The organism is Yinghuangia aomiensis, from assembly GCF_039542225.1.
Taxonomy (GTDB): domain Bacteria; phylum Actinomycetota; class Actinomycetes; order Streptomycetales; family Streptomycetaceae; genus Yinghuangia; species Yinghuangia aomiensis.
This window is the reverse complement of record NZ_BAABHS010000001.1, coordinates 369,932-385,878: the sequence shown is the minus strand read 5'-3', so window position 1 is coordinate 385,878 and position 15,947 is coordinate 369,932. Positions and strand designations below refer to the sequence as shown.

Genomic DNA, 15,947 nt, shown 5'->3' with positions numbered 1-15,947 from the left:
TCGGCGGGGACGTGCACTGGAGGGAGAGGTGTCGCGAGTACGTACTGCGACGGACCCACAATCCAATCGCCGCGCCCCGAATCACCAGCATCTCGACTCCCCACGCCGGAATCCGCCACCCACTAGCCTTGCCTGATGGAATCCTCCTCCGTCTCGCCTCGCCTGCCGCTCGACGGCCTCGACCGCGCGGTCGTCCACGCGCTGGAGATCGACGGCCGGGCCCCGTTCAGCCGGATCGCCGCGGTACTCGGCGTCTCGGAGCAGACCGTGGCGCGGCGGTACCGGCGGCTGGCCGAGGACCACCGGGCGCGGGTGGTAGGGCGCGTCGACCCGCGGCGCATCGCCGCGGTGACGTGGCTCGTGCGCATCAAGACGATGTCGGACGCGGCGACCGCGATCGCGGAGGCGCTGGCCCGGCGGCCGGACACGTCCTGGGTGGAGATCACCTCCGGCGGCACCGAAGTGCACTGCCTCGTCCGCAACCGCGGCCCGAACAGCGGCGACGACCTGCTGCTGCGCAAACTCCCCCGCACTCCGAAGGTCGCCGGGATCCAAGCGCAATGCGTCCTGCACATCGCCTTCGGCGGCCCCGGGGGCTGGATGGGCAAGATGGACGCCCTGACCGAGGCCCAGGCCGCCGCGCTCCGCGACGCGCGCCCGCCGGTGACCGCCGACGGCCCGATCCACCTCGACGCCGCCGACGACGCCCTGTTCGCCCACCTCGGCCGCGACGGCCGCGCGGGCTACCCGGACCTGGCCGCGGCCACCGGCCTGTCGGAGTCCGCGGTCCGCCGCCGCGTCGAACAACTGCGCCGCGAAGGCGTGCTGTTCTTCGAGATGGAGGTCGCTCCGGGGCTGCTCGGCCACCGCATCAACGTCTGGCTGCACATGTCGGTCCCGCCGACCCACCTCGCCGGGGTCCTCACCGAGCTGTCCACCCACCCGGAAGTCGTCTTCGCCGCCGCGACCACCGGCACGACCAACATCACCGCCTCCGCCCTCCTCCGCGACGAAGCCGACCTGTACCGCTATTTGACGACCCGTATCGCCGCGTTGACCGCGGTGACGTCGGTGGAGTCGACGACCGTCATCCGCCTGGTCAAGGGTGAGGGACTGATTCCACCGGACCGGTGAGCGTCGCCACGGCGCGCCCGGAGGCATCGCGCAACTCCACGAAAACGGCGGCGTCACCGGGAGGCAGGACCCGGTGCAGCCGCAGCACCGCGCCGTCGGACGCGGTCAACGTGGTGCCTTGGCTGTCGTCCTCGACCCGCGCCGCCGCAAACCGTCCGGCGTCGATCACCGTGCCCCCGGGCGTCACGACGAGCCCGGACGCCGCCGTGTCGCTCAAGTGCTGATGCTGGGCCTCCGCCCGCCCGCCCAACAGCGCCACCAGCTCCGCGACCAGCACCGGATCGTGGAGGCTGTCGTACGCCCACCGCCTCCCCAGCACCCCGTGCTCCATCGTCCCGATCAGTCCGCCTTCGCCACCCTCCAATGGCGCACCCCGGTAGCTCATCGGCACAAGGTAGGTGACCACGCCCTCCCCCGACGCCTCGGCCACCACGGCGAACTCGACCCCGACCTCCCCGGCCGGATCGTCGAGCCGAAACCCGCCCCCGCGCCGCACCAACTCGGGCGCGGACCCGCCGCGATACCAGCTCCGCCCCGGCAACCACGCCGCAAGCAGCTCGAACTTCGTGGGGGTGAGGGTGGTGTGGTGGATGACGGCCATGCCCACACCCTGCCATGGTGACCGCCTGTCCACGAGCATTGCCGGACGGCCGGCTGCGGGGTTGTCCGTGGCCCGCAACGGCGGCGGGTTTCGGTCGATGGCAGAGGGTAGGGGCGGGAATGTGGTGGCAGACCCGCCGGGGCGCGAGAGCCGCAGCGCGCCCCTGGCCGTCGACGACCGCCCCCTCGGCCTCGCGTGCCGCCGCTCCCCGACCGGGCGGGTCTCACCGCTCCCCCGTCAAGCCCGCCTCGCGGGCTCGGATGACGGCCTGGGGGCGGTTGGTGACGCCCAGCTTGGCGAAGAGGTTGGACATGTGGTTGCGGACGGTTTTCGGGGTGAGGCGGAGGTTGCGGGCTATGTCGCCGGTGCCGAGGCCGGTGCTGAGGAGGCGGAGGACGTCGGACTCGCGTTCGGTCAGGCCGGGGATGCCGGGGCGCGGGGTCGGGCGGGTCTCGTCGGCGAGGGTGGTCAGGAGGGCGGCCACACCGGTGCCGAGGAACGCGCAGCCGGAGGCGACCGCGCGGACGGCGCCGACGATTTCGCCCGCGGCGGCGCCCTTGAGGACGTAGCCGCGGGCGCCCGCGGCGAGGGCGGCGCGGACGCCCGCCGGGTCGGAGAAGACGCTGACCACGAGCACGCCCGTGGCGGGGGACGCCGCGGTGATGCGGCGCGTCGCGTCGATGCCGTCGGTGTCGTCGCGGCCGGACATCTGCAGGTCCATGAGGACCAGGTCCGGCCGGAGTTCGGCGGCGAGGGCGACCGCGGCGGGGCCGCCCGCGGCTTCGCCGACGATGTCGACGCCGGGGTACGGGACGTCGGCGAGGATGGCGCGCAGCCCGGCCCGGAAGGCGGGGTGGTCGTCGGCGAGCAGGGCGCGGATCGGCCCGCGGGGCGGCGTCGTGCCGGAGATGCGGGTCCCCATGCCATCGCCGAAGCGCGGCCCCACGGAGCCGGCTTCCGCCGGCACGGCGGGAGCCCCCGCGGCCCCGGATCCGGCGTCTCCCGCGGCATCGCCACGACGCTGAGGCGACGTCACGACGCCCCCACCACCGGGCACTCGACCGAAGTACCTGCGCCGGCGCCGCCCGCGTCCGGGCTGCCCGAGCCTCCGGAACGGCTCGGAGCACGCACGCCCTCCGGCCCGCTCACGCCCCCGAAGCCACCGGTCCCGTCGTCCCCCAACGGCACCTCGAACGCCACCCGAGTCCCACCCCCCGCCCCCCGGCCGATCGCGCACGTGCCGCCCAGTCCCTGCACCCGGGCGCGGATCGACCCCAGGCCGGTCCCGGGCACAAAGCTTGTCGGCAACCCGCGTCCGTTGTCCGCGATTTCGACATGCAGGTGGTCGGCGGACGTGCCGACGGCGACGTAGACCGCCGTGGCGTCGGCATGGCGCCGGGCGTTCGTCAGCGCTTCCTGCACGATCCGGTAGACATCGCGCTGCACGGGTGCGCTCACCGCCGCGCAGTCTCCGTGGAAGGTCAGCAGAACCGCGGGGCCGTCCGGGTCGCGGGTCAACGCCCTTAACGCATCGGCGAGTCCGTCGCGGGTCAGCTGGGGAGGCGGGGTGCCGCGGACGATGGAGCGGAGGTCGTCGAGGGCGGTCCGCACCTGCGCGTGCGCGGGGGCGAGTGTGGTGCGCAGGTGCTCCGGGTGCCGTTTCGGGTCCAGGCGCATGACCGCGGAGGCGAGCGCGTGGCCTACGCCGTCGTGGAGTTCGCGGCGCAGGTGGTCGCGTTCCGCGTTGCGGGCGGCGTCGAGGCGGCGGACGGCGTAGCCGAACGCGGCGAGTTGCCGGGCGAGCCGGTCGACGGTGCCGAGGGTGCGGGTGTCGAGGGGCCGTTCGCTGTGGATGTGCAGACGTCCCAGGTCCTGGCCCCGGCAGACCAGCGCCACGTCCACGGCGGGTTGCACATCGTCACCGAAGCGGGCGGACACCGTGTCGAGTTCCACCGAGACCCCGGCGACGCCGAGATCACGGGTGACCGACTCGGCGACCTGCCGCAGTGCTGCGTCGGGCGCGGCGGATTCGTCGGCGAGGACGAGGATGGCCGTCTCGAGGACGGCTTCGTGCCGGGCCGCCTGTTCGGCGAGCCGGCGGCCGCGCGCGTGGGACCACAGAGCGACGGCGACGTGTACGGCCGCAGCGGCGCCGACGACGAGCAGCCCGGATGCCGGCAGCAGCGGGCGCAGCAGCGACGCGAGCACCAGGCACGCCACCACCGTGAGCGCGGCGATCGGCACCCGCAGGATCAACCGCCGGGTGAACCGGTCGAGTTCGGCCGAGCGGCCGGTGACCCCGGCGACCAGGACGGCGAGCGGCGGAGTCAGCAGGAACACCACCGTCACGGCCACCGTGACGGCGCCGGGCAGCAGCGGGCGCGGTGCCAGGTAGCCCGCCGCGGCGGCGCTGCCGGCCAGGCCCGCGGCCGGGACGTGGTACCACTGCGCGGGTGCCGCCCGCACGAGCGCCACCGCGAGCACCGCCAGCGCGGGCGCCAGCAGCAGCCCCGCCCACGGGGACAGCGCGAGCACCAGTGCCGGAACGGCCGGCGCCGCCCACGGGCCCCGGCGCGGTGCCAGGGCGACGAGTACGCCGACGAGCGCGCAGGCGGCGACCAGGTCGCCGCTGCCGTCCAGCGTGCTGCGCACCGGGGCGATCCGCTCCAGGGCCAGCGCGGTCGACGCGAGCGCGCCGCCCGCGAAAGCGATCGCCCGCGGCGGATGCAGCACGGTCGGGGCGGGAACGGAGGTGCAGGCGGCCGTGCCGGCAGGACGGTCGATCGGAGCCATGGTTTCCCCCCGAGTGGCGCGGCTCCCGCGCGCGCGGTGCGCGGGGAACGTCCGTCGGGGGTCATTGTCGTGGACGGGCCGATCGGCTTTGCGATCGGCCCGTCCACGGCAACTCCGGGATACCGCTAGGCGATCTGCGTGACCGTGTAGTAGACGACGTACTCGCCGTCCGCGCCGCGCAGGTCGGCCGCGTTCGGGCCGACGTTCGGCGCCGCCGCGGACAGCGAGATGGTGCCGACGCGGTCGTCGCGGCCCGGGTCCTGGTCCCAGAATTCGATCTTCATCGACGTGACGCCGTCGAAGTAGAAGGTGCGCGGCAGCGAGATGTTGAGGTTCTCCGGGGTGTTCCAGTGCAGGTCCTTCGACCACACGGTGCTGCCGTTGACCTTGATGTAGACCTCGTCGACGGAGTTGTTGTCCTGGTTGTCCACGACGTTGATCCAGTTGAGGTTGACCGCGTACACCGGGCCGCCCGCGGCGTGCGCGGTGCCCGCGGTGCCGGCGAGGAGGCCGGCGGTCGCGCCGGCGGACAGCAGGGCGCCGAGGACGGCGCGGCGGATCTTGCGGGACATGGGAACTCCTGGTCGTCGGAGGCGTCGGGGGCCTTCGGGAAGTCCGGGGCGGGACGACTTTCCCGCGCGGGACGTCCCGCCGTCCTGAGCCGGATGTCCCGGTCGCGGACCCGGGTCGAACGTCCCGGCTCCGGGCACCCGCCGCCCGAGAGCCACCGGCGCCGCACACCTCGAACCGCCCCCGAAACGCGCGAGGCGCGCGGCAGAATCTGCCGCGCGCCTCGACGGGATCCGGGCCGGAGCCCGGGTCAGCCGGTCAGAACTGCCCCTTGCGGTACACGCCCATGACCGCCGCGCCGCCGAGCCCGATGTTGTGCGTCAGGCCGACCTTGGCGTCCGCGACCTGACGGGCGTCCGCCTCGCCGCGCAGCTGCCAGGTGATCTCGGCGGCCTGCGCGAGGCCGGTGGCGCCGAGCGGGTGGCCCTTGGAGATCAGGCCGCCGGACGGGTTGACGACCCACTTGCCGCCGTAGGTGGTGGCGCCGTCGGCGATGAGCTTGCCGCCCTCGCCGTCCGCGGCCATGCCGAGCGCCTCGTACGTGAGGATCTCGTTGATGGAGAAGCAGTCGTGCAGTTCGATGACGTCGACGTCCTCGATGCCGAGGCCGGACGCCGCGTAGATCTGCTGCGCGGCCAGGCGCGACATCGGCTTGCCGACGACGTTGATGATCGACCCGTCGAAGGCTTCCTCGGTGTCGGTGGTCATCGTCTGCGCGACGATCTCGACCGCCTTGTCCTGGAGGCCGTGTTCGATGACGAACCGCTCGCTCACCACGACCGCGGCGGCGGCGCCGTCCGAGGTCGGCGAGCACTGGAACTTGGTGAGCGGCGCGTGGATCTCGCGGGCGGCGAGGATCTCCTCCAGGGAGTACTCGTCCTGGAACTGCGCGTACGGGTTGTTGACCGAGTGCCGGTGGTTCTTCACCGCGACCAGCGCGAGCTGCTCTTCGGTGGTGCCGTAGCGCTCCATGTGCTCGCGGGCGGCGTTGCCGAAGATCTGCGCGGTCGGCGGGGCCATGACGAACGGGTACTTCGCCGCCATGATGCCGTAGTGGCGGCCGACCGGGCTGGCCGCGAAGCCGCCGGCGCCCGCGTCGCCGCCCATGGCGCCCTTGCTCATCTTCTCGAAGCCGAGCGCGAGGACGCAGTCGTTGAGGCCGCCCTCGACGAACTGGCGGGCCATCATGAGCGCCGTCGAGCCGGTGGCGCAGTTGTTGTTGACGTTGTAGACCGGAATGCCGGTCAGGCCCAGTTCGTAGATCGCGCGCTGGCCCTGCGTCGACGAGCCGAAGCAGTAGCCGACCGGGGCCTGCTCGACCAGGTCGTACGCGATGCCGGCGTCGGCGAGCGCCTTGGTGCCCGCCTCCTTGGCCATGTCGAAGTAGTTCCAGTCGCGCGATTCCGGCTTCTCGAACTTGGTCATGCCGACGCCGACGATGAACGCCTTGTTAGCCATTGCTGTTGCCCCGCTTTCCGCTGGTTCCCGTGGATCCCGCACCAGAAATACTAGACACGATCAAATTACTTCTCGGTCGGCGCCGGGTCGCGCGGCAGGCCCAGGATCCGCTCGCCGACGACGTTGAGCTGCACCTGCGTGGTGCCGCCCGCAATGGTCAGGCAGCGGCTCATCAGGAACCCGAACGAGGCCTGCGCACCCGCGCCTTCGTCCACGGCGCCGAGCGCGCCGAGGATCTCCAGGCTCAGCTCCGACTCGCGCTGCTGGTGCGGGGTGCCGACCAGCTTGCGCACCGACGCGCCCGGGCCCGCCTCCAGGCCGGAGATCTGCGCCATGGTCGTGCGCAGCCCGATCAGCGCCAGCGACGACGCCTCGGCGATCAGCGCGCCGAGCCGCTCGCGGTAACCGCCGTCGACGAACTCGCCCGCCGGACCGCCGACCGCGGCGACCAGGTTCGCGATGCCCGCGCCGAACGACGACTCGGCGCCCATGTGCACGCGCTCGTTGCCGAGCGTGTTGCGGGCGACCTGCCAGCCGCCGTCGACCTCGCCGACGACCATCGCGTCGGGCACGAACAGGTCTTCCACGAAGATCTCGTTGAACATCGCCAGGCCGCTGATCTCCTTCAGCGGCCGGATGTCCAGCCCCGGCGAAGTCATGTCGACGATGAAGTACGTCAGGCCGTCGTGCTTGGGCTTCTCCGGCGACGTGCGCGCCAGCATGATGCCCCACTCCGACTCGCGGGCCCGCGACGTCCACACCTTCTGGCCGTTGAGCAGCCAGCCGCCGTCGACCTTCGTGGCGCGGGTGGTCAGCGACGCCAGGTCGGAGCCGGCACCCGGCTCGGAGAACATCTGGCACCACTGGATCTCGCCGCGCAGCGTGGGCAGCGCGAACTTCTCCTGCTGCTCCGGCGTGCCGTACGCGAGCACCGAGGGCAGCACCCAGTTGCCCATGGTGATGTCCTTCAGGCGGATGCCCGCGGCCTTCATCTCCTGCTGGATCACGAGCTGTTCGATCGCACCCGCGCCGAGGCCGTGCGGGGCGGGCAGGTACGGCGCGGCGTACCCGGTCGCGGCCAGCGCGGCGCGTGCCTCGTCCGGACCCAGCCCGGCCGCCGGGGCGAGCGCCTCACGGGTCCGCTCGCGCAGCTCGTCGGCGCCTTCGGGCAGGTCGAGGACCAGTTCCCGGCGGGCGCCGGCGACGGCGAGTTCGGTGACCCGCAGCTTGTGCGCGGCGGCCGGGCCCGCGTACTGGCGCAGCGTCAGGGCGCGGCGCAAGTAGATGTGCGCGTCGTGCTCCCACGTGAAGCCGATGCCGCCGAGGATCTGCACGCAGTCCTTGGTGGTGGTGAACGCGGCTTCGATCGCGTACGTCGCGGCGATCGCGGCGGCCAGGCCGCGGGTCTGCGCGTCCTCGCCGATCGCGCGCGCGGCGTCCCACGTCACGGCGCGGGACTGCTCGACGCGCACCAGCATGTCCGCGCACAGGTGCTTGATGCCCTGGAACTGGCCGATGGGGCGGCCGAACTGCTCGCGGACCTTGGCGTACTCGGTCGCGCACTCCAGCGCCCACGCGGCCACGCCGCACGCCTCGGCGGACAGCAGGACCGACGCGTAGTCGCGCACCAGGTCGGCGTCCACGCCCGCCAGCACCCGCGACGCGGGGACGGTGACCGCGTCCAGCACGACCTCGGCGCTGCGGCGCGTGGGGTCGACGCTCTTCAGCTCGCGGACCGCGGCGTCGCCCGCGTCCAGCACGAACCACACCTGGCCGCCGTCCGCCTGACGGGCGCTCAGCACCAGCAGGTCGGCGTTGACCGCGCCGAGCACCGCCTTGGCGGTGCCGGAGACCGTGACCCCGCCGTCGGCCGCGGCCGCGGTCAGCCCGGACGGCTCCAGCGCGATCGCGGCGATCGTCGCGCCCTCCGCGATGCCGGGCAGCAGTTCCTTGGCCAGTTCGGCGCTCGCCGACGCGCCGACGACCGCCGAGGCCAGGACCGTGGGGAGGAACGGGCCGGGCAGCAGGCCGTGCCCCGCCTGCTCGATCGCGACCACGGACTCGACGAGGCCGTATCCGGCGCCGCCGTGCTCCTCGGCGATGTGCATGCCCAGCAGGCCCTGCTCGGCCAGGCCCCCCCAGTACGCGGGGCGCGCTTCGGCCTCCGCCTCCAGTGCCCGGCGCACCTCGCCGATCGGTGCAACGCGTTGCACCCAACCGCGCACCGAACCCTCCAGCGCGCGGTGCTCCTCCGTGATCCCGATCGCCATGTGACCTCTCCACTGTTCCGCGGTCCGACGGTCGCGATAGTAGAACCCGTTTCACTTGTTGGGGAGTGCGAACCGCTCCCGCACCGCCGGATGTGGCTTTCGACACGGCAACCGGACCCGGCGGTGCGGCAGGATGTGCGCCGACACGCCCCGCGGTCGGCGGGGCACGGACGGCTCAGGGCAGGGGACGCATGACCACGGACGCCGGCGGGATCGATCCGCGCGTGCTCGACGCCTTCCACTCGGCGGTCGGCTTCATGCCCGCCGACGAGGGTGCGGCGCTGTATGCGGCGGCCGTCGAGGCGGCCAAGGTCGGGCCGCTGGTCGAGCTGGGCACCTACTGCGGGCGGTCCACGATCCTGCTCGCCGCGGTGGCGCGGGACGCCGGGACGGTGGTCGTGACGCTGGACCACCACCGCGGGTCGGAAGAGCAGCAGCCGGGCTGGGAGTACCACGACCCGACGCTCGTCGACCCGGAGGTCGGCGTGATGGACACGCTGCCGACGTTCCGCCGCACGCTGTTCAAGGCCGGTCTGGAGGACTACGTCGTCGCGCTGGTCGGACAGTCGCGCACCGTCGCCCCGCTGTGGAACACGCCGGCCGGGATGGTGTTCATCGACGGCGGGCACACCGACGAGCACGCGAACGGGGACTACGAGGGGTGGGCCGGGCACGTCGCCAAGGGCGGCCTGCTGGTGATCCACGACGTGTTCCCGAACCCGGAGGAAGGCGGCCAGGCGCCGTACCGGGTCTACTTGCGGGCGCTGGCTTCGGGGGCGTTCACCGAGCAGCCGGGCCACGGGTCGCTGCGCGTGCTGCGGCGCACCGGGGACGGGATCTGACTCTTCGTCGACAATGCGCGCCCGGGCGGTGAGGGAAGTCCGCCAAACATCAACTAAGCCCGTGACACGGCCGTGTCCGAGGCGGGAAACTATGTGCCCCGACGAGGTTCGCACGTGACGGGATCCGACATGGCCGAGGGCGAGCAGCACGAGCGGGTCTGGGATCCGGCAACCCGCCGCTGGATACCCCGCCGCGGGCCGGACGACGCCCCGGACGCAGCGGACCGCGCCCCCGCGGCACCCCCGCAGGCCGGCAACGCGTGGCCGCCGTCGAGCGACGCCGCCGCGGCGGTGGACGCACAGCCGACCCGCGACGCGATCCCGCAGCAGCCCGGACCGGCGGCCGCGCCGCCGCGCGCGGCATGGCCGCCGCCGGGCGGTGCGGTCCCGCAAGGCCCGCAAGGCCCGCAAGGCCCGCAAGGTGACCCAACCCGGCAACTGCCCCCGGTGGGCGGGCCCGTCCCCGGGCAATCCGGCCCGGGCCCCGTAGCCCCGCACGCACAGGAAACACAACTCGCGCACCCCGCGACGCCGAACCCCTCCGCCCTGCCGCCCGGCGGCGGCGCTCGAGCGCTCCCGCCGGGCGCCCAGGGGCTCCCGCCGCAACCGCAAAGGCCGTTTTCCGACACGCGGCAACCGGGAGCGCCCGTGCCTGCCCCGTGGCCGCCGAGCGCCGACGCCCCGCAGCCGCCCGCCCCGGGCGGTACCGCCTCCGGCGCCCTGCCCCCGCACCTCCAGGCCACCCAGCAGGCGTTGCCTGCGGCCGACCCTCAACACCCCGCCGCCGGGGACCCCTTCGGTCGGCCCGTCGCGGGCGATCCCGACCCTCCCGCGCGGGATACCCGCGCCGCCGGGCCGCCGCCGCGGCCTCGCCAGGCGCCCGACGTGCACCTCACCGGGCAGTACGCGCCGCCGGTGCCCGGTGACGTCGGCGGCCAGGACCCGCAGGGCGACCAGGTCGCGCCGGGGTGGTTCGCGCGGAGTCAGGAGCCGCCGCGGATGCCGCGCGGCGCGACGTTCGCCGACGCCGCCGTGCACACCCCGCCGCGCGGCACCCCCGGGCTCACCCCGCCGCACGGCGCGCCGCAGCCCGCGTGGGCGCCCATCCCGCCCGCGCCCGCACCTCCCGCCCCGCCGCAGGCACCCGGCGACGACGGCCGGATGACCCGCACGCTGGTCGCCATCACCGCCGCCGTCGTGCTCATCGCGGGCGCGGTGACCGTCGTCGTCCTGCACCCGTGGCAGAACGACAAGGACCGCGCCACCGTCGCCGACACCGCGTCGAACGCCCCGCAGCCGGGCACCCCGTCGGGCCCGGGGACGCCCGCGACGCAGCCCGCCCGGCCCTCCGACAGCCTCACCCCGACCGGCGCCACGACCAGCGCGCCGCCCACCGCCGACCCGGCCGCGCAGGCCACGTCGGTGAGCGGGCTGCTGGAGCGCAGCGGCAGTTCCCGGCAGTCCGTCGTCGACGCCGTCCGCAACGCGGATTCCTGCTCGTCACTCGCCTCCGCGGTGACCGCGCTTTCCCAAGCGGCCGACGCACGCAATACGCTGCTCCGCGAACTGGACGCGCTCAAGACCGACGCGATCCCGGACGGCGCCACCGCGCTCGCGCAATTGCGCACCGCGTGGCAGGAGTCCGCGACCGCCGACGCGCAGTACGCGAGTTGGGCGCAGGCGCAAGCCGACAACGGCTGCGGCGCCGGCCAGTCGCAGAAGACCGCCGCGGACGCCGCCAGCGCCCGCGCGACCACCGCCAAGCAGGCGTTCGTGCAGGCGTGGAACCCCATCGCCGCGCGGTACGGACTGCCGACGAGGACCGATCTTGCCATCTGATCCGTGGGAAAGCTTCGACAGCCCGCCCCGTCCCCGCAACCGGAACCCGCCCTCTCCCGGGAACCCGTACGAGGCACGGCGCGACGAGCAGGCCGCGGGGCAGCGCCGCCGCACCCGGACCGCCGTGCTGGTCGTCGCCGGCGTCCTCGCGCTGGTCGGCGGCACCGCCTTGGCCGTGGAGTGGCCGTCGAAAGGCGACGGAGGTGTGGAAGTGGTCGCCGGGTCGACCGTGCCGCCGGCCGACCCGGCGTCCGCCGCCGCGACGGGCGGGCAAGCCCCGCCCCCGGCCGCGGTCTCGGACGGCCCGGCCACCGCGGCGAGCCCCGGGCAGACCCCGGCGACCGTCCCCGTGGCCCCGGCCACCCCGCCCGGCACCCCGGCCCCCGGCGGGAAACCGCTGGCCGGCAAGACCGTGGTGATCGACCCCGGCCACAACCCGGGCAACTCCAAGCACACCGCGGAGATCGGCCGCCAGGTCGACGCGGGCGGGTTCCGCAAGAACTGCGACGAGACCGGCACCGAGACGAACGCGGGCTACACCGAGGCCCAGTTCACCCTCGACGTCGCCAACCGCACCCGAGCCGTCCTCGTCGAACTCGGCGCGAAGGTCGTCTTCACCTGGGACGACGACCGCGCCTGGGGGCCGTGCGTGGACGAGCGGGCGCGGATAGGCAACGAGGCGCACGCCGACGCGGTGGTGTCGATCCACGGCGACGGGGCCGCGGCGAGCGGCACCGGCTTCCACGTCATCGTGCCCGGCACCATCACCGCCGGGACCACGGACACCGGGCCGATCCTCGTCCCGTCGCGGTCGCTCGGCGACGCGCTCGTCCAGGCGTTCGCGAAGGCGACCGCCACCAAGCCCGCCAACTACATCGGCACCGCGGGCATCGACGTACGCAAGGACCTCGGCGGGCTCAACCTGTCGACGGTGCCGAAGGTCTTCATCGAATGCGGCAACATGCGCAACTCCGGCGACGCGCGCCGGATGACCGACCCGACGTGGCGCCAATCGGCCGCGGAGGGCATCGCATACGGGATCCGCGACTACCTCACGACGGGGTCCGGACCGGCCCGCTGAGCACGGCGGCGCACGCACGCGCCGACAACCGCACACGAAGTTCCGTATGCTCCCCCGCTCCGAGAACACGCGCGCCCACGACGTCCCCACCGCGACCCGAGGAGAATCCGTGAACCAGAAAGGCCTGACACGGGGAGACGGCCTTGTCTTCCTCTGCGTGGCCCTGATCTTCGGCTTTTCGTTCGCCCCTTACTACAAGGCCGTGCAGTCGTCGTCCCGCGGCACCAACTTCGCGGGCGGCAGTTCGTCGGACTCGGATTCCGGCGGCGACGACTCGCACAGCTTCAACGCCTGGGCGCAGACGCACTGGCCGTTGATGGCCGTGGTGATCCTGCTGCCGCTCCTCGCGTTCGTGGCGCTCGTGCTGCACCGCTACATGCAGAACGCCGAGCACCGTCCGGTCGGCGGCCTGACGCTCCGCCAGTGGGCCACCGCCATGGGCGTGGTCGCGGCCTGGGCGGCGCTGTGGTCGCTGGGCGGCAACGCGTTCGGCGTCGCGGACGACGCGCTGAAGTCGGTGTCGATCGAGAGCGAGCACGGCTTCGGCGCGTTCGTCATCCTGCCGTTCACCCTGCTCATGGCGGTCCTGCTGCTCATCATGGACCGCGTCCCGGCGCTGTCCTACCCGCTGTTCGTGGCGGCGCCGCAGTACCCGCCCGGCTACGTGCCGATGCAGCCGAACTACGGCACCGGCATGTACCCGCAGCCGGCCCCGCCCGGAATGCCGCCCACGGGCATGCAGTCCGTGCCGCCCGGCACCCCGATCGCACACATGCCGCCGCCGGTGACCCCCGCGGCGGGCGTGCCGGCCGCCGCCCCCGCCCCGGCTCCGGCCGTGGCGTCCGCACCTCCCGCGGCGGCGTCCTCCGCCCCGGCGGGCGAGTTCGAGCAGTTCTGGCTGGCCGTGCCCGAGGCGCGTCCGCTGCTGCCCGTCGGCGGCCTCGACAAGACCCCGGTGGCGACCCTGGTGCCGGGCACGTGGTATCTGGCCGTGGAGGCGGCGGGCGACGGGCTCGTCGTCGAAGCGGACGGAACGCGCGGCGTCCTGTGGAACACCGCGGGAATCCAGCGCGGAGAGTAACGGAGGGCAAACGGAAATCTAACTTTTGCTTGTGGATCCGGGCTTGCCGAGCCGCCCCCCGACCGGTAAGCCACGGCGCTCCGGCCGGATCTGGCACAGTGTCCGACCGGAACACTTCAGCACACACGCAAACACCAACTGCACCGGCGGCGCGCGGGGGCGCGGTCGGCGCGGCAATCGGGTCGCCCCCGGAACCTCTAGGCGGCGCCCACACCCCCCTCGGGAGGAGACCCCTTAGTGGATATCAAGAAGTTGACGCGCGGCGATGCGATCGTCGCCGTCGCAGCCCTGCTGATCTTCGGATTCTCGTTCGCCGCGTACTTCCAGGGCGAAGGCGAGGCGAGCGGCTACAAGCTCAACGCCTGGTCGGGCGACCTGGCCCCGCTGGTGTCCTCGGTCGTCGTGATTCCGATCATCGCTGCGGCGCTGTACGTGCTCAGCGACCTGATGCCCCAGTCCCCGCTCGTGCTGGGCCTGACGCTGCGCCAGTGGGCGGTCCCGCTCATCGTCGTGACCCCGCTGAACCTGCTCTGGTCCTTCGCGGGCAAGGACGGCCTCGAGCTGGCCTTCGGCGGCATCTTCGTCCTGATCGCGACGCTCATCCTGGTCGGCACCGTGGTGGCGACCGAGTTCGTGCCGGCCCTCAAGGCTCCGCTGGGCCTGAGCGGTCCGGGCGCCGGCGCGGCGGCTCCGGCCGGCGCGTACGGCCAGCCCGGCCCGTACGGCGGCGCCCCGGCCCCGCAGCCGGGTGCCTACGGCGCCCCGTCGTCGCAGCCGGGTGCCGCGTTCGGCGGTGCCCCGGCGGCCGCTCCGGCGGGTACCGACGCGTTCCAGCCGTACTGGTTCTCGGTGCCGGAGCAGCGCCAGCTGGTCGACGCGAACACCAACGCGCCGACCGGTTCGCTCAACCCGGGCGTCTGGTACCTCGCGGTGGCGCAGCACGGCCAGGGCCTCCTCGTGGAGGTCGACGGCGTGCGCGGCGTGCTGTGGAACGTCCAGGGCATCCAGAAGTCCTGACGCACCACGGCCCCGTGCCGAAGGCGCCCGCCGGTTTCCGGCGGGCGCCTTCGCGCGTTCCGGATACTCCCGGAAGACGCCCCGACCCGCGGTCGGACGACCCCCGTGGCCCCCGAAGTAAAACGTGTTCTACAGTGCCAGGCGGAACCCGACGCCCCGGCAGGGGCAGTCCCCCGGCCAGAGGAGATACGCGATGCGGCTCGGTCTGACGTTCGGTTACTGGGGCCGCGGCCCCTCGGCGGGCTTCGTCGAACTCGCCCAGGAAGCCGAGCGCCTCGGCTTCGATTCCGTGTGGACCGCGGAATCCTGGGGCTCCGACGCGTTCACCCCGCTCACCTGGATCGCCGCGAACACCTCGCGCATCTCGCTGGGCACCGCGGTCACGCAGATGACCGCGCGCACCCCCACCGCGACCGCGATGCACGCGCTCACCCTCGACCACCTCTCCGGCGGCCGGGTGATCCTCGGCCTCGGCCTGTCCGGCCCGCAGGTCGTCGAGGGCTGGTACGGGCGGCCGTTCCCGAAGAGCCCGCTGACCTTCACGCGCGAGTACGTCGACGTGATCCGGCAGGTCCTGCGCCGCGAAGGCCCCGTCGCCCTCGACGGCCGCTACGCGCAGCACCCGTACCGCGGCGAGGACGGCAGCGGCCTCGGCAAGCCGCTCAAGCCCATCACCCACCCGCTGCGCGCCGACCTGCCGGTGTTCCTCGGCGCCGAAGGCCCGAAGAACGTCCACCTCACCACGCAGATCGCCGACGGCTGGCTGCCGCTGCACTGGTCGCCCTACAACCACGGCGTCTACGCCGACTCGCTGCGCGACAAGCCCGAGGGCTTCCGCATCGCGCCGATGGTGCAGGTCGTCCTCGCCGACGACGTCGAGCAGGCCATGTTCCCGATCAAGGCCGCCATGGGCTTCTACGTGGGCGGCATGGGCGCGAAGACCAAGAACTTCCACGCCGACCTGATGCGCCGCTTCGGCTACGCCGAGGAGGCCGACCGCATCCAGGAGCTGTTCTTCGAGGGCAAGCGCGACGAGGCCATCGCGGCGGTGCCGAGCGCGTTCGTCGACGAGATCGCCCTGGTCGGCCCCGCCGACCGGATCCGCGAGCGCTACGCCGCGTGGGCGGCCGACGAGCACGTCACCGACATGATCGTCACCACGCGCGACCTCACCGCGCTCAAGCTCCTCGCCGACCTGGCGAACGGCTAAGCGGCACGACTCCGCAGGCCCCGGCGTCGCGTACGACCCGGGGCCTGCGCC

General features: G+C 73.6%; 13 protein-coding genes. 7 read left to right on the top strand and 6 right to left on the bottom strand.

Annotation, left to right across the window (positions count from 1 at the left end):
* The first annotated feature begins 135 nt into the window (after positions 1 to 135).
* Positions 136 to 1,134: an Lrp/AsnC family transcriptional regulator gene (locus ABEA93_RS01645; RefSeq protein WP_345673386.1), complete on the top strand. Its 999-nt coding sequence runs from the start codon at positions 136 to 138 to the stop codon at positions 1,132 to 1,134.
* Here the strand turns inward: ABEA93_RS01645 and ABEA93_RS01640 are convergent.
* The 6 genes from ABEA93_RS01640 to ABEA93_RS01615 form a co-directional block, all read right to left on the bottom strand.
* Positions 1,100 to 1,735 carry a maltokinase N-terminal cap-like domain-containing protein gene (locus ABEA93_RS01640; protein WP_345673385.1) on the bottom strand — a complete coding sequence of 212 codons (636 nt, stop codon included), beginning with the start codon at positions 1,733 to 1,735 and terminating at the stop codon, positions 1,100 to 1,102. The genes ABEA93_RS01645 and ABEA93_RS01640 overlap by 35 nt on opposite strands.
* Before the next feature lie 223 nt (positions 1,736 to 1,958).
* Complete coding sequence (locus ABEA93_RS01635) at positions 1,959 to 2,657, bottom strand: response regulator transcription factor (RefSeq protein WP_345673384.1); 699 nt, start codon at positions 2,655 to 2,657, stop codon at positions 1,959 to 1,961.
* A 110-nt stretch (positions 2,658 to 2,767) separates the two neighbouring features.
* A complete protein-coding gene (locus ABEA93_RS01630; RefSeq protein ID WP_345673383.1) occupies positions 2,768 to 4,528 on the bottom strand; it encodes a sensor histidine kinase in 1,761 nt (586 codons plus the stop codon).
* Positions 4,529 to 4,653: 125 nt separating this feature from the next.
* Positions 4,654 to 5,100, bottom strand: coding sequence for a hypothetical protein (locus ABEA93_RS01625; RefSeq protein ID WP_345673382.1), 447 nt, complete (start codon positions 5,098 to 5,100; stop codon positions 4,654 to 4,656).
* 256 nt (positions 5,101 to 5,356) lie between these two features.
* Entirely contained in the window at positions 5,357 to 6,556 is a 1,200-nt protein-coding gene (locus tag ABEA93_RS01620; RefSeq protein ID WP_345673381.1) for a lipid-transfer protein, read from the bottom strand.
* A gap of 65 nt (positions 6,557 to 6,621) precedes the next feature.
* A complete protein-coding gene (locus ABEA93_RS01615; RefSeq protein ID WP_345673380.1) occupies positions 6,622 to 8,826 on the bottom strand; it encodes an acyl-CoA dehydrogenase family protein in 2,205 nt (734 codons plus the stop codon).
* Positions 8,827 to 9,017: 191 nt separating this feature from the next.
* On the opposite strand from ABEA93_RS01615, the gene ABEA93_RS01610 reads away from it, so the two are divergent.
* The 6 genes from ABEA93_RS01610 to ABEA93_RS01585 all read left to right on the top strand — a co-directional run bounded on the left by ABEA93_RS01610 (position 9,018) and on the right by ABEA93_RS01585 (position 15,896).
* Positions 9,018 to 9,668 carry a class I SAM-dependent methyltransferase gene (locus ABEA93_RS01610; protein ID WP_345673379.1) on the top strand — a complete coding sequence of 217 codons (651 nt, stop codon included), beginning with the start codon at positions 9,018 to 9,020 and terminating at the stop codon, positions 9,666 to 9,668.
* 648 nt (positions 9,669 to 10,316) lie between these two features.
* Complete coding sequence (locus ABEA93_RS01605; protein WP_345673378.1) at positions 10,317 to 11,507, top strand: hypothetical protein; 1,191 nt, start codon at positions 10,317 to 10,319, stop codon at positions 11,505 to 11,507.
* Complete coding sequence (locus ABEA93_RS01600) at positions 11,497 to 12,588, top strand: N-acetylmuramoyl-L-alanine amidase (protein ID WP_345673377.1); 1,092 nt, start codon at positions 11,497 to 11,499, stop codon at positions 12,586 to 12,588. The genes ABEA93_RS01605 and ABEA93_RS01600 overlap by 11 nt, the downstream gene beginning before the upstream one ends.
* Before the next feature lie 109 nt (positions 12,589 to 12,697).
* On the top strand, positions 12,698 to 13,669 hold the full coding sequence (locus ABEA93_RS01595; protein WP_345673376.1) for a hypothetical protein: 972 nt from the start codon (positions 12,698 to 12,700) through the stop codon (positions 13,667 to 13,669).
* Between the two features lie 237 nt (positions 13,670 to 13,906).
* Positions 13,907 to 14,686 carry a hypothetical protein gene (locus tag ABEA93_RS01590; RefSeq protein ID WP_345673375.1) on the top strand — a complete coding sequence of 260 codons (780 nt, stop codon included), beginning with the start codon at positions 13,907 to 13,909 and terminating at the stop codon, positions 14,684 to 14,686.
* 193 nt (positions 14,687 to 14,879) lie between these two features.
* Positions 14,880 to 15,896 carry an LLM class F420-dependent oxidoreductase gene (locus tag ABEA93_RS01585; protein WP_345673374.1) on the top strand — a complete coding sequence of 339 codons (1,017 nt, stop codon included), beginning with the start codon at positions 14,880 to 14,882 and terminating at the stop codon, positions 15,894 to 15,896.
* The last annotated feature ends 51 nt before the right edge of the window (positions 15,897 to 15,947 follow it).

What these genes read in the sequence shown, in the direction of transcription:
- ABEA93_RS01645 (WP_345673386.1), top strand. Translation starts at nt 136, where the DNA reads ATGGAATCCTCCTCCGTCTCGCCTCGCCTGCCGCTCGACGGCCTCGAC.
- ABEA93_RS01630 (WP_345673383.1), bottom strand. Translation starts at nt 4,528, where the DNA reads ATGGCTCCGATCGACCGTCCTGCCGGCACGGCCGCCTGCACCTCCGTT.
- ABEA93_RS01635 (WP_345673384.1), bottom strand. Translation starts at nt 2,657, where the DNA reads ATGGGGACCCGCATCTCCGGCACGACGCCGCCCCGCGGGCCGATCCGC.
- ABEA93_RS01610 (WP_345673379.1), top strand. Translation starts at nt 9,018, where the DNA reads ATGACCACGGACGCCGGCGGGATCGATCCGCGCGTGCTCGACGCCTTC.
- ABEA93_RS01585 (WP_345673374.1), top strand. Translation starts at nt 14,880, where the DNA reads ATGCGGCTCGGTCTGACGTTCGGTTACTGGGGCCGCGGCCCCTCGGCG.
- ABEA93_RS01640 (WP_345673385.1), bottom strand. Translation starts at nt 1,735, where the DNA reads ATGGCCGTCATCCACCACACCACCCTCACCCCCACGAAGTTCGAGCTG.
- ABEA93_RS01615 (WP_345673380.1), bottom strand. Translation starts at nt 8,826, where the DNA reads ATGGCGATCGGGATCACGGAGGAGCACCGCGCGCTGGAGGGTTCGGTG.
- ABEA93_RS01625 (WP_345673382.1), bottom strand. Translation starts at nt 5,100, where the DNA reads ATGTCCCGCAAGATCCGCCGCGCCGTCCTCGGCGCCCTGCTGTCCGCC.
- ABEA93_RS01620 (WP_345673381.1), bottom strand. Translation starts at nt 6,556, where the DNA reads ATGGCTAACAAGGCGTTCATCGTCGGCGTCGGCATGACCAAGTTCGAG.